This window comes from Comamonas trifloxystrobinivorans (genome assembly GCF_043359985.1).
Taxonomy (GTDB): domain Bacteria; phylum Pseudomonadota; class Gammaproteobacteria; order Burkholderiales; family Burkholderiaceae_C; genus Comamonas; species Comamonas trifloxystrobinivorans.
The window spans coordinates 48,095-60,686 of record NZ_JBHZGV010000004.1; the positions used below are offsets into that span (position 1 = coordinate 48,095).

General features: G+C 64.4%; 12 protein-coding genes. 1 reads left to right on the forward strand and 11 read right to left on the reverse strand.

Annotation, left to right across the window (positions count from 1 at the left end; genetic code table 11):
* Positions 1-42 precede the first annotated feature (42 nt).
* The 5 genes from ACFIQF_RS05075 to ACFIQF_RS05095 all read right to left on the reverse strand — a co-directional run bounded on the left by ACFIQF_RS05075 (position 43) and on the right by ACFIQF_RS05095 (position 5,257).
* On the reverse strand, positions 43-609 hold the full coding sequence (locus tag ACFIQF_RS05075; RefSeq protein ID WP_393940768.1) for a carboxymuconolactone decarboxylase family protein: 567 nt from the start codon (positions 607-609) through the stop codon (positions 43-45).
* A gap of 115 nt (positions 610-724) precedes the next feature.
* The gene (locus ACFIQF_RS05080; RefSeq protein ID WP_393940769.1) at positions 725-2,071 is read right to left on the reverse strand and encodes an aspartate aminotransferase family protein; all 1,347 of its coding nucleotides are present in this window, start codon (positions 2,069-2,071) and stop codon (positions 725-727) included.
* A 176-nt stretch (positions 2,072-2,247) separates the two neighbouring features.
* A complete protein-coding gene (locus tag ACFIQF_RS05085; RefSeq protein WP_393940771.1) occupies positions 2,248-3,417 on the reverse strand; it encodes an MFS transporter in 1,170 nt (389 codons plus the stop codon).
* A gap of 232 nt (positions 3,418-3,649) precedes the next feature.
* Complete coding sequence (locus ACFIQF_RS05090) at positions 3,650-3,949, reverse strand: hypothetical protein (RefSeq protein ID WP_393940773.1); 300 nt, start codon at positions 3,947-3,949, stop codon at positions 3,650-3,652.
* Between the two features lie 75 nt (positions 3,950-4,024).
* Entirely contained in the window at positions 4,025-5,257 is a 1,233-nt protein-coding gene (locus tag ACFIQF_RS05095) for an ammonium transporter (RefSeq protein WP_393940774.1), read from the reverse strand.
* Positions 5,258-5,474: 217 nt separating this feature from the next.
* Between ACFIQF_RS05095 and ACFIQF_RS05100 the strand changes: the two genes are divergently transcribed.
* Entirely contained in the window at positions 5,475-6,689 is a 1,215-nt protein-coding gene (locus tag ACFIQF_RS05100) for an MFS transporter (protein WP_393940775.1), read from the forward strand.
* 13 nt (positions 6,690-6,702) lie between these two features.
* Here ACFIQF_RS05100 and ACFIQF_RS05105 read toward each other — a convergent pair whose 3' ends face one another.
* From ACFIQF_RS05105 to ACFIQF_RS05130, 6 genes are all read right to left on the reverse strand, one after another.
* Entirely contained in the window at positions 6,703-8,115 is a 1,413-nt protein-coding gene (locus ACFIQF_RS05105; protein ID WP_393940776.1) for an FAD-binding oxidoreductase, read from the reverse strand.
* A 147-nt stretch (positions 8,116-8,262) separates the two neighbouring features.
* Positions 8,263-9,090, reverse strand: coding sequence for an N-formylglutamate deformylase (gene hutG, locus ACFIQF_RS05110; protein ID WP_393940777.1), 828 nt, complete (start codon positions 9,088-9,090; stop codon positions 8,263-8,265).
* A 2-nt stretch (positions 9,091-9,092) separates the two neighbouring features.
* A complete protein-coding gene (locus ACFIQF_RS05115; protein ID WP_393940779.1) occupies positions 9,093-10,484 on the reverse strand; it encodes a formimidoylglutamate deiminase in 1,392 nt (463 codons plus the stop codon).
* Positions 10,485-10,502: 18 nt separating this feature from the next.
* Positions 10,503-11,099: a HutD/Ves family protein gene (locus tag ACFIQF_RS05120; RefSeq protein ID WP_393940780.1), complete on the reverse strand. Its 597-nt coding sequence runs from the start codon at positions 11,097-11,099 to the stop codon at positions 10,503-10,505.
* Between the two features lie 21 nt (positions 11,100-11,120).
* Positions 11,121-11,897, reverse strand: coding sequence for an amino acid ABC transporter ATP-binding protein (locus ACFIQF_RS05125; protein WP_393940782.1), 777 nt, complete (start codon positions 11,895-11,897; stop codon positions 11,121-11,123).
* Positions 11,894-12,562 (reverse strand): amino acid ABC transporter permease, encoded by a 669-nt coding sequence (locus tag ACFIQF_RS05130; protein WP_393940784.1) that lies wholly within the window; start codon positions 12,560-12,562, stop codon positions 11,894-11,896. Before ACFIQF_RS05130 ends, ACFIQF_RS05125 begins: the two co-directional genes overlap by 4 nt.
* Positions 12,563-12,592: the final 30 nt, after the last annotated feature.

Here is a 12,592-nt window from a genome sequence, read left to right on the forward strand (position 1 = left end):
GGATTGTCGGCGATGCGCTTTTTCGGGTGCTGGTGCTGCGATTTACAGCGCGGGCAGTGGCGCTTGCGTGGAAGCTGGCACAGTCGTGCGGGCCGCATTCATCACCATCGACAACAGGCTGTAGTAGCCGTTGATACCGATCAGGTCCATCACGCCCTTGTCGCCAAACAACTGCTGCGCTTTGGCCCAGGTGGCGTCGCTTACCTGGCGCTGCTGGTGCAACTCAACGCAGAAGTCATACACCACAGCTTCGTCTTCAGGCATGGATGTGAGGCGCTGGCCGGCGGCCACCGCATCGATGGTGGCTTGAGCCACGCCTTCGCGCAGCGCGATGGGCGCATGAATGGCCCATTCCACTTGCTGCGTCCATTGACGCGCAGTTACCAGAATGGCCAGCTCCGTCAGGCGCACGCCGATAGCGCTGCGGTAGCGCAGGTATTCGCCCAGGCGCTGGGTGTGGTCCATCAGCTCGGGGCTGCGCAGCAGCGGCACAAAAGGCGAGATCAAAGCGCCACGCGGGCCGTCGATGATGGGTTGCGCATAGCGGCGTTGTTCTTCGTTCCACTCAGCCTGAGGCAGAGGAGGCATGCGGTCGTCAGGAGATGTCATCACTTGGGTCTTTTTTTAACTTTGGAAGAAATTCGGGCAGCGCCAGCGCAGCGACGAAGCGAAGACCAGCTTGATGTTCTGAATACCTCAACCACACCAAGCCATTTTTAAGAATTTAAGCCGCAACCGCTGCGCCGTTCTTGGCCAGCACGCTGTCCACCGCATCGCCCAGGCGCTCAACCACCTGGTCCAGCTCAGCCTCGCTGATGATGAAGGGCGGTGCCAGCAAGATATGGTCGCCATTGCGGCCGTCGATCGTGCCGCCCATGGGGTAGCACAGCACGCCGTTTTGCATGGCTTGCGCCTTGATCTGCGCGTGCAGCTTGAGAGCCGGGTCAAAGGGCGCCTTGCTGGCCTTGTCTTGCACCAGCTCCACGCCCCAGAACAGGCCGCGGCCACGGATGTCGCCAACATGCGGGTTGCTGTCGAAACGGGCATGCAATTGCTTTTGCAGGTAAGCGCCACGCGCCAGCACTTGAGGCATCAAGTTGTCGCGTTGGATCACTTTTTGCACCGCCAGCGCAGCCGCAGCGGCCATGGGGTGGCCAATGTAAGTGTGGCCGTGTTGGAACAGGCCACTGCCCTTGCGCATGGCTTCCACAATCTTGTCTTGCGCCAGTACCGCGCCAATCGGCTGGTAGCCGCCGCCCAGGCCTTTGGCGATGGTCATCAGGTCGGGGCTGATGCCTTCTTGCTCTACCGCGTGCAGGCTGCCGGTGCGGCCCATGCCGCACATCACCTCGTCAGCGATCAGCAAGATGCCATAGCGGTCGCACAGCGCGCGCAGGCCTTTCCAGTAACCGGCTGGTGCCGCCACGGCGCCCAAGGTGGCGCCCACCACGGGCTCGGCCACAAAGGCGACGACCTTGTCGGGGCCCAATTCTTGGAACTTGGCATCCACCTCGGCCAGCAAACGGGCCACATAGGCTTCGGAGCTTTCGCCGGCCTGGCGGTCGCGGTATTCGTAAGCAGGGGCCACGCGGCCCACGTCCATCAGGATCGGGGCAAACTGCTTGCGACGCCATTCGTTGCCGCCCACCGCCAGCGCGCCCAGGGTGTTGCCGTGGTAGCTTTGGCGGCGCGCTACAAAATGCGTGCGCTCAGGCTGGCCGATTTCCACAAAATACTGGCGCGCCATTTTCAGCGCAGCTTCCACCGCTTCCGAGCCGCCCGAGACAAAATACACATCGCTCATGCCAGCGGGCGCGTGGGCCACCAAGTGGTCAGCCAGCTCTTCTTGCACATCGGTGGTGAAAAAGCTGGTGTGGGCGTAGGCGAGTTGGTCAATCTGGCGGTGCATGGCCGCCATCACATCGGGTTGGGCATGGCCCAGGCAGGAGACTGCCGCACCGCCGCTGGCGTCGATATAGGCCTTGCCCGCCTTGTCGAACAACTCCACCCCTTTGCCGCCGACGGCGACCAGAGGAACCTTGGCCAAAGAACGATGGATGACGTGGCTCATGCTCGAGCACTCCTTTGCGATGCGGTGGCCGGCCCTGCGCCAGCTGCCATGGCGCATAGTATACGGATCATTTGTTATTTATCAAAATAATTCGGAACAAATGATCCGATTCTGTTTCAAACAACTATCGTTTCGATAGCTGCTTGCTAACGCTGAGACTGGTATTTTCAGCCTTTTCAGCGCGCCACCGGCCGGCGCAACCCCAACCACACCAGGGCTGCTGCGGTCAGCCCCAGGGGCACGATGGAGCCCATGTTGAGCATCTCCCAGCCCTTGCTGGTGACTAGCGCGCCCGAGGCGAACGAGGTCACCGCCATGGTGGCGAAAACGCAGAAGTTGATGCAAGCCTGGGCGCGGTCTTTCTCTTCCGGGCGGTAGTTCTGCACAGCCAGCGAGGTGCTGCCGGTAAACAAAAAGTTCCAGCCCACGCCCAGCAGCGCCAGCGACAAGGTGAAGTGCATCACCGTCTGGCCCGAGAGCGCAATGGCCACGCACAGGGCGTTGAGCAACACGCCCACAAACATGACCTGCAGCACGCCAAAGCGCTTGATCAAATGGCCCGTCACAAAGCCCGGCGCAAACATGCCCACCACGTGCCACTGCAAAACGCCGGCAGCGGCGCTGAAATCGAAGCCGCACACATCCATGGCCAGTGGCGTGGCCGCCATCAGCAAGTTCATGATGCCGTAGCTGCTGGCCGCGCAGAAAGTGGCTACGGCAAAGCCGGGTTGCTTGAGCAGCTCGCCCACCGAGCGCTGCGGCAAGCTGGCGCCGCCCGCACTGGCTGCTTGCGGTGCAAAGCGCACCAGCCGCATCAGCGCCATCGACAACAGCGCCACCACCATCAGCGCCAGATACGCGCCCAGAAACGGTGTGGCAAACATGGTGCGCGTGGCACTGGCCAGGCCCGGGCCCAGCACGGCGCCGATCAGGCCGCCGGCCAGTACCAGCGAAATGGCCTTTTCGCGCTGCGGCGCTGGCACCAGTTCGGCGGCAGCAAAACGGTAGAGCTGGCCGTTGGCGCTGTAGTAGCCAGCCACCAGGGTGGACAGGCAGAGCAGCGCAAACTGCTGCCAGTACGCGGCTGCCGCGCACATGGCTGCCGACACCAGCGCCACCAGCAAGCCCAGCTGGAACGAGCCTTGCCGCCCCAGACGCCGCTGGCTGCGCGCTACCAGCGGGGTGGAGAGCGCGCCGCCCACCACATAACCCATCACCGGCAAGGTGGCCATCCACGGCGCAGGCGCCAGGTGCAGGCCCACCAGGCCGTTGATGGCAATGAACACCACGTTATTGGTCAGAAACAGGCCTTGGCACAGCGCCAGCCAGGCGATAGAAGGATTCATGCGGCCGATTGTGACAGCAGCCGCTCGCTGCGCCCTGGCCCGCGCGAGAGCAGATGCGCAAGCAGCCTTATGCTTTTTGCTATCGATACTGGAGCGCAAAAGCTACAGCGCAACCGCATTCAAACAGGCCAGTGCGTTCAATCCGACAGATTCCACTGCGCTCGTGCCACGCCCGCCGCTTGGCAAGGCGCTGTCCCTCGCACGACATGGCGCAGCCGCTTGCTACAGCCCGCTAGCGCAGCCCGCCCACATAGCGCCGGGCCGATTGCACCAGGCTCACCGGGCGCGGCGCGGGCTCGGTCACCACTGCCGCAGCCGGGCTGGCGGCTTTGAGCCCGGCGCCAAAGCGCTCGGCCAGGCGCGCCAGCTCAGCGTCGTCGTTCTCTTTGGCGTGCTGCAATGCGTAATCCACCATGGCCTGGGCGTAGCCGGTGTCGCTGGCCATCCATTCGGTATCGGTCACGCGGCCGGTCTTGCGCCGCAGCGCCACATGCAAATGCGCGGCCAGGGCCAAACGCTCACTGTCGTACATACAAGCTCCTCGGTGGCAGAACCTGATGAACGCTGCGGCAGCCGGGCACGCAGCGCCGGGGAAGGGGCGGCAGGCTCAGTTCTGCCGCTCCAGATGAAAGCTGACATCGAGCCCGTCGACCTCCTGCTGGGCATCGACCCGCAGCGGCAGCAGCAGGCGGATCAGCGCCAGCAGCAGCGCCGTCATCGCGCCGCTGTACACCATGACAGCCACTACCGCGATCAGCTGGTTGATCACCGTGGTGTCTTGCCCGCTGATGCTGCGCTCGGCGAACAAGGCCGTCAGCACCGAACCGACAATGCCGCCCACGCCGTGCACACCAAAGACGTCGAGCGAATCGTCCACACCCAACTGGCGTTTGAGCCAGGTAGCGCCCCAAAAGCAAGCCACACCAGCGATCAGGCCAATCGCCACGGCGCCGCTCACCTGCACAAAACCGGCGGCCGGCGTAATGGCCACCAGGCCACCAATCACGCCCGACAACACACCCAGCAACGTAGGCGCGCCGCGCACCAGCCATTCCACGAACATCCATGACAAGCCTGCCGCCGCAGCGGCCACCATGGTCACCAGCATGGCGAGCGCGGCGCGGCCGTCGGCCGCCAAGGCCGAGCCGGCGTTGAAGCCAAACCAGCCAATCAGCAGCAAGGCGGTGCCAATGGCCGTCCAGCCCAGGCTGTGCGGCTCAAAAGCCTGGCGGCCATAACCTTGGCGCCGCCCCAGCATGGCCGCGCACACCAAGGCAGCCACGCCAGCGTTGACGTGCACCACCGCGCCACCGGCAAAGTCCAGCGCGCCCAGCTTGTTGAGCCAGCCATCGGCCTCCCACACCCAGTGCGCGACCGGTGCGTACACCAGCACGCTCCACAGGGCCGCAAACAGCAGCAGCGCGGCAAAGCGCATGCGCTCCACCACCGCGCCCACAATCAAACAAGTGGTGATCACTGCAAACGCCATCTGGAACAGCGCATACACCGCCTCGGGCACATGCGGCGCCAAGTGGCTCACCGAAACGGTGCCCGCTGCACCATCCAGACGCATGGCCGCAAAACCGGCGCGCGCCAGGCCGCCCAGCCAGCTGGAGCCCTGGCTGAAGGCCAGCGAATAGCCCAAGGCAAACCAGGTGAGCGTCACCACGCAAGCCACGGCAAACACCGACGCAAGCGTGTTGACCACGTTCTTGCGGCGCACCAGCCCGGCATAGAACAAGGCCACGCCGGGCAGCGTCATCAACAACACCAGAACCGTAGACACCAGCAGCCATGCTGTATCCGCCTTGTCGATGGCCGACATCTGCACCATTTGCATGCAATCCCCTTGCTTCGCCGTTGTAGAACTTGTTTTGTTTCAAAACGTAGCAGGTTCTGTGCCAGTGCCACAGGCTGCGCAAAGCCGCACCGGGCAACGGGCCTGCAGCGGCATTGCAAGCGCTTTGTGCGACCAATCGCTATGCTCAGAGACTGGCAGCCGCTTTCCGCACATGGGCCAAGCGCGCTGCCCGCCTTTTTTGCCTGCCAGATTTCTCATGACGACTTCCCCCCGCCCCACCGCCCTGTCCACCTCCACCCTGGTGCTCATGGCCGTGGCTTGCGGCCTGTGCGCCGGGGCCAACTACTTCAACCAGCCGCTGCTGCATTCGATGGCGCAGCATTTGCGCATCAGCGATGCCCAGGCGGCCAGCACCGTCACCATGGCCCAGGTGTCGTACGGGCTGGGACTGCTGCTGTTGGTGCCGCTGGGCGACATGCTGGAGCGCCGCCGCCTGGTTGTTGTCCTGATGCTGCTGGCCGCCTGCGGCATGTTGCTGTCGGGCCTGAGCGGCACGGCCAACAGCTTTGGCTTGCTGGCCGCAGGCACCTTGATGGCCGGCGTGTTCTCGGTCGCCGCCCAGGTGCTGGTGCCGATGGCCGCCACTTTTGCCGCGCCCGGCACCAGTGGGCGTGCTGTCGGTTTGGTGATGAGCGGCTTGCTGGTCGGCATTCTGGCTTCGCGCAGCGTGGCCGGCATTCTGTCGGGTCTGGGCGGCTGGAGCACGGTGTACTGGGTGGGTGCGATCTGCACGGCGCTGATGGCCTTGCTGCTGGCCCGCGCCCTGCCCAAAGCGCCGCCCGCAGCGCACGTGGGCTATGGCGAGATCATGCAATCGCTCGCCCAGCTGCTGCGCCAGTACCCACGCCTGCGCAGCCGCGCCCTGATTGGCGGCACCGGCTTTGCCACGGTAAGCGTGCTGTTCTCCAGCATGGCGCTGCTGTTGGCCGGGCCGGGTTTTGGCTATTCGGATGTGGTGATCGGCCTGATCGGCATCGCCGGCATTGCCGGTGCGCTGATGGCCAATGTCGCCGGGCGCCTGGCCGACAAAGGGCTGGAGCAGTCCACAACCCTGGCCGGTGCCGCGCTCATGCTGCTGGGCTGGCTTTGCCTGTGGCTGGGCGGCAGCAACATCTGGTGGTTTGTGCTGGGCCTGCTGGTGGTGGATGCCGCACTGCAAGCGCTGCACATCAGCAACCAGAACGTGGTCTACGCGCTGGCACCGCAGGCGCGTTCGCGCATCAACGCGGTGTACATGACCACGTATTTTCTGGGCGCTGCCATTGGCTCGGCGCTCGGCTCCTGGGCCTGGCTGCACCATGGCTGGGGCGGCACCAGCCTGACGGGCGCCGCGCTCGGCCTGCTCTGCCTGGCCGTGGTGCTGTGGGACCGCAAGTTGCTGGCCGCGCAAGGCCAGGCGCGCAGCGCCTAGGCGCCACGCGGCATCAGAAAACCTTGCCAGGGTTCATCAGGTTCAGCGGGTCCAGCGCGGCCTTGATGGCGCGCATCGCTGCCAACTCTTGCGGCGTGCGGCTGAAAGGCAGGTACGGCTTTTTGTGCAGGCCGATGCCGTGCTCGGCCGAGACGCTGCCATGGAACTGCTGCACCAGGCCGTAGAGCACGGCTTCGAGCTGCTCGTCTTCTCCGTTGATGGTTTTGCTGTCGGTGGTGACGTGCAAGTTGCCGTCGCCCACATGGCCGAAAAACAGGCTGTGGTGGCCGGGCCAGCGCGCATCAAAAGCAGCGCGGCAAGCAGCGGCAAAGCGGCCAATGTCGACTTGCGGCAGGCTCACATCAAAGTTCACCGGCGGGTGCATGTGGGCCGTCATCTCGGCCGGGGCTTCGCGCAGCTTCCACAGGCTCTTGGCCTGTTCGCTCGATTGGGCGATCACCGCATCCACCACCTCGCCCACTTCCATGGCCTCGCCCAGCGCGGCTTCCACGGCTTCACGCAGCTCGGCTTCGTCTTTGCCATCCACATCGATCAGCGCCAGCAGCGGGTGCTGCTCGGCAAAAGCCGGCTGCAGTTTTTGCCACTGCATCGAGGTTTGCACAAAGTCGTTCCACATCAGCTCGAACGCGGCCACGCTGTTGCCAAAGCGGCTTTGCATGCGTGCCAGCACGGCCAGGGCGTTGTCAAAATCAGGCATTGCCACCAGGCAAGTGGCCTTGGCTTGGGGGGCGGGGCGCAGGCGCAGCAGTACGCGGGTGATGACGCCCAAGGTGCCTTCCGCGCCAATGAAGAATTGCTTCAGGTCGTAGCCCGTGTTGTTCTTGAGCATGGGGCGCAGCATGGGCAGCACCGTGCCATCGGCCAGTACCACTTCCAGGCCCAGCACCTGCTCGCGCATCATGCCGTTTTGCAGCACGCCGTTGCCACCCGCATTGGTGGAGACATTGCCGCCAATCTGGCAGCTGCCGCGCGCGCCCAGGTCGACACCAAACACGCGGCCAGCGGCCACCGCCGCTTCTTGCACGGTTTGCAAGGTGACGCCGGCTTGCACCGTCATCAAACCGGTGCGGGCATTTACCTCTTCAATCGCGTTCATGCGCTCCATCGACAGTGCCACGCAGCCTTGCACGGGCACAGCCGCGCCAGCCAAACCCGTCAAACCGCCTTGCGGCACCACGGGAATGCGGTGCGCGTGGCAGACGCGCAGCAAGGCGCTGACCTCGTCGGTGCTGCGCGGGCGCACCAGCGCCAGCGGCTGCACGGGCGGCATGCCGCTCCAGTCGGTCCAGTACTTCTCGGGGATGTCGCCGCGCACAAAGCCTTGCGCGCCCAGGGCTTGTTCAAGATCGGTCCAGAAAGCGGCGCTGGGCGCAGCCGCTGCGTTGTCGTGGCAAGAGGTGTTCATAGCCCGCTATTGTCGGGCGGAATGTGCGGCATAGCTTGTCCGCAGCGGGCAAAACCTGTCGTGCAGGTGCAGCGTTGCGCTATAAAAAACAAAGCTGCTGGCGCTTGATTTACAAGCGCCAGCAGCCCTTTTTCAAGACCAGTGCGATCAGCGCGCCTGCTTTTGCACGTACTGCAGCAGCGTCTCGACCATGCGGCGCACGTGCGGCTGGATCTTGGCGGCCACTTCGGGCAGGTAGTCGAAAGGCATGTGCTCTTGCATGTAGCTGCTTTGCGTCATCTCCAGCTGGATGGCGTGCACGTTTTGCTCGGGCTGGCCGTAGTGGCGCGTGATGTAGCCGCCCTGGAAGCGGCCGTTGAGCACGGCGGTAAAGCCGTCTGCAGCGCTTTTCTGGGCTTCGGCCAGCAGGGCTTCGCCCAGACCTGCGCCGCAGCTCGCGCCCTTGTTGGTGCCCAGGTTCAGGTCGGGCAGCTTGCCTTCGAAAAAGCGCGGCAGCACGGATTGGATCGAGTGCGCATCCCACAGGCCGGCCACGCCATGCTGCGCTTTGATGCGCGCCAGCTCAGCGGCCAGTTGCTCGTGGTAAGGCTTCCAGACGATGTCGCGGCGCTGGGCGATTTCGGCGTCGTCAGGCGCCAGCTCGGGGCTGCGGTAGATCGGCGTGTCGGCAAAGGTGTCGGTCGGGCACAGGCCGGTGACGCTTTGGCCGGGGTAGAGGCTGGCGCCATCGGGCGGGCGGTTCATGTCGACCACAAAGCGCGAGTGCGTGGCCACCAGGGTGGAGGCGCCGATTTCTTGCGCGAAAGCGTAAAGAATGGGCAGGTGCCAGTCGGTGTCGTGCACCTCGCGCGCCTCAGGCGTGAAGCGCTCGGCCAGCGCGGGCGGCACATAGGTGCCCACGTGCGGGAAAGAGATCAGCAGCGGCGCTGTGCCTTGGCGGAATTCAAAGGCCGGACGGTCGGTTTCAAAATGCATGCTCAGTTCTCCTGGAGTAGTTCGGCGCGCGCGGCGACAAAGCCTTGCTGCGCGCTTTGGTGCAGCGCGTGGCGGCCTTCGGCCACCTGGCACTGGCCGGCGACCCAGACCTGGGCCACCGCATTGCTGCGGCTGCTGGCAAAGACATGGGCGTCCAGTTGCTCGGGCGCGGCCAGGCCGGCCAGGGCAAAGTGCCCGCCATCCAGCACCACAAAATCCGCCTGCTGGCCGGCGGCCAAACCGGCAATGTTGCGGCCCGCAGCTTGTGCGCCGCCTTGCACGGCAGACAACAGCATATGGCTGGCCACATGCGGTTGTTGCGCGCTGGCGGAGACGTTGCGCTGCTGGCGCTGCAGGCGCTGGCTGTATTCCAGCACCATCAGCTCTTCGGCGGCGTTGACGCCGATGTGGCTGTCCGAGCCCACACCCCAGCGGCCACCACCGGCTTCCCAGCGCGGCAGATCGAAAATGCCGTCGCCCAGATTGGCTTCGGTCAACGGGCACAGGCCGGCCACGGCTTGCGAGGCGGCAGCGCCTGCGTATTCCTCATCGTCCATGTGCGTGGCATGCACCAGGCACCAGCGCGCGTCGACCGGCATGTGGTCCAGCAACCAGGCCACCGGGCGCTGGCCGCTCCACTGCAGGCAGGCGTTGACCTCGGCCATTTGCTCGGCAATGTGGATGTGCACGGGCGCGGCAGCATTGAGCGCGTGCAAGCCTTGCACCGCTTCCTTCAAGGCTTCGGGCGCCACAGCGCGCAGCGAGTGCGGCGCCAGGCCCAGCGCAGCGCCTTGGGCAGCGCAAGCCGGGGCCAGTGCCTCCAGCAGGCGCAGCATGTTGTCGGTGCTGCGGATAAAGCGCTTTTGGCCATCGTTGGGCGCTTGGGCGCCAAAGCCGCTGTTCTGGTAGAGCACGGGCAGCAAGGTGATGCCGATGCCGGCGTTCTTGGCGGCACGCAGCAGCGCCAGGCTCAGCTCGCTGTCGGGCGTGTAGGGCTGGCCGTCGGGCTGGTGGTGCAGGTAGTGGAACTCGCACACGCTGGTGTAGCCCGCCTCCAGCATTTCCACATACAGCCAGGTGGCGATGGCCTCCAGGTGCTGCGGGCCGAGTTTGGCGGCAAAGCGGTACATCAGCGTGCGCCAGCTCCAAAAGCTGTCTTGCGCCTGGCCACGAAACTCGGACAGGCCGGCAAAGCCGCGCTGGAAAGCATGCGAGTGCAGGTTGGGCACGCCGGGCAGCAGCGGGCCGTTGGCATGCGGCACGCCGGCAGCGGGCTGGGCATCGGCTTGCACCGAAGTCAGGCTGCCTTGCTCGTTCCACTGCAGCAGCACATTGCGTGCCCAGCCACCGGGCAACAGCGCATGGGCTGCAAACAAAGTCTTGTTTGGGTTCATCGTCTGCGTGGCGGCGCGTCAAGCGCCAGCAGCCACCTCCTGCAAGGCCACGGCAATCAGCGTGGCGCCATCGTCCAAAGCTTCGGCTTCCACATGCTGGCCGGGCTGGGCCGCCCAGTACACGCCGTCTTGAGCGTCTGCTTGCAACACATCGCTGCGGCCAACCAATTGCCAGCGGCCACTGCGCGCCAGCAGCAAGCCGTGCGGCGAGCGCAACTGCACCACGCCAGCGCGGTGGATGCTGACGTTGGCGCGGATGCGGCCACGGCGCGTCATCACGTTGAAGTCTTGCGAAGGGCCGCCGAGCAGACTGCAATCGAGCGCCACATCGCCAGAGAAAGCGAAAGGCTGCAAGGCCTGGTTCAGCTGGTGGTTAACGCTGCCGTCCTGGCTGCTCAAGTGCACGCCAGCGCCCGAGAGCAAGGTGATGACACGGTCAATGCCCGCGAAGGCCGAGAAAGGCCCGTTGCTGGCAATTTGCGCAATGGAGATGCGCCAGTCAAAGCTGTCAAAGCCTGCGCCCTGCGGCCAGCACACAACTTCTTGCGTGGTGCCGCCGCCGTTTTTCCATGGCGTGGCGGGCAGCGCGGCGCTGCTGAAAAAATGCATGTTCATCGGAGTCTCTGCGCTCTATGCTTATTGCTTGGTCAGCACCGCTTGCAAGAAGTTGCGCGTGCGCTCTTTGCTGGGGTTGCTGAAGATGGTGTTCGGGTCGCCGGCTTCGATGATGCCGCCGCCGTCCATTACCACCACCACGTCGGCCACTTCCTTGGCAAAGCCCATTTCGTGGGTCACCACCATCATGGTCATGCCTTCGGCGGCCAGCATCTTCATCACTTGCAGCACTTCGCCAACCAGCTCGGGGTCGAGCGCGGAAGTGGGCTCGTCAAACAGCATGACCTTGGGGCGCATGGCCAGCGCGCGGGCAATGGCCACACGTTGCTTTTGGCCGCCCGAGAGGCTGGCGGGCATGGCTTCGGCCTTGTGGCCCAGGCCCACTTTTTTCAGCAGGTCGTGGGCCAGCGCGTCGGCGTCCTTGCGGCTCATGTTGTGCAGCTTGCGCGGGCCGAGCGTGACGTTGTCGATGACCGACAGGTGCGGGAACAGGTTGAACGACTGGAACACCATGCCCACTTCTTCGCGCAGCGCGTTCAGCTCTTTGTCGCCCATCATCTGGCCTTCGTTGACCAGGGTGCGGCCGCAGATGTCGATGCGGCCGCCTTGCGGCTCTTCCAGGCCATTGCAGCAGCGCAGGAAAGTACTCTTGCCCGAGCCGCTGGGGCCGATGACGACCACCACCTGCTGGGGTTGCACGTCGAAATCGATGCCGTTGAGCACCACATGGTCGCCGTAGGCCTTGCGCAGGCCACGGATGCGGATCATGGATTCTTGGGATGGGGTAGCGGCGGTCATTGCACCATGCCTCCAGCGCGCATGCGCTTTTCAAAGTGGCGCAGTGCCAAGGTGGTCACGCCGGTCAACACAAAATAAATCACGGCAATCGCCAAATACACTTCCAGCGAGCGGTAGGAGACGCTGATGATCTTCTGGCCCTGGTGCATCACGTCGTGAATGGTCAGCAGCGACACCAGTGCGGAGTTTTTGATCAGCGCGATGAACTCATTGCCCAGCGGCGGAATCATGCGCACCACGGCCTGCGGCAGAATCACCGAGATCATGGCCTGGCCGGAAGACATGCCGATGGAGCGCGCCGCTTCCATTTGGCCCTTGTCGATGGATTGGATAGCGCCACGCACCACTTCAGAGACATAAGCGCCCGAGTAAATGCCCAAGCCCAGCACGCCGCAGGCAAACGCCGGCAGCATGATGCCGAACTGCGGCAGGCCAAAGAACAAAATGAACAGCTGCACCAGCAGCGGCGTGCCGCGAATCACCGCCACATAGGCCGTGCAAATGCCGTACACCAGCCGGTTCTTGGGGTTGAGGCGGCCAACGCCCACCAGCAAACCCATCACGCAACCCAGGATCAGCGCACATGCGGTGATCTCGACCGTGACGGCTGCGCCGCGCAGCAGATCCGGCCAGCCTGCCCAGACGGGCGAAAAATCCAATTCCATAATCTATCCTGTCGTGTCAGTACAGCGCGC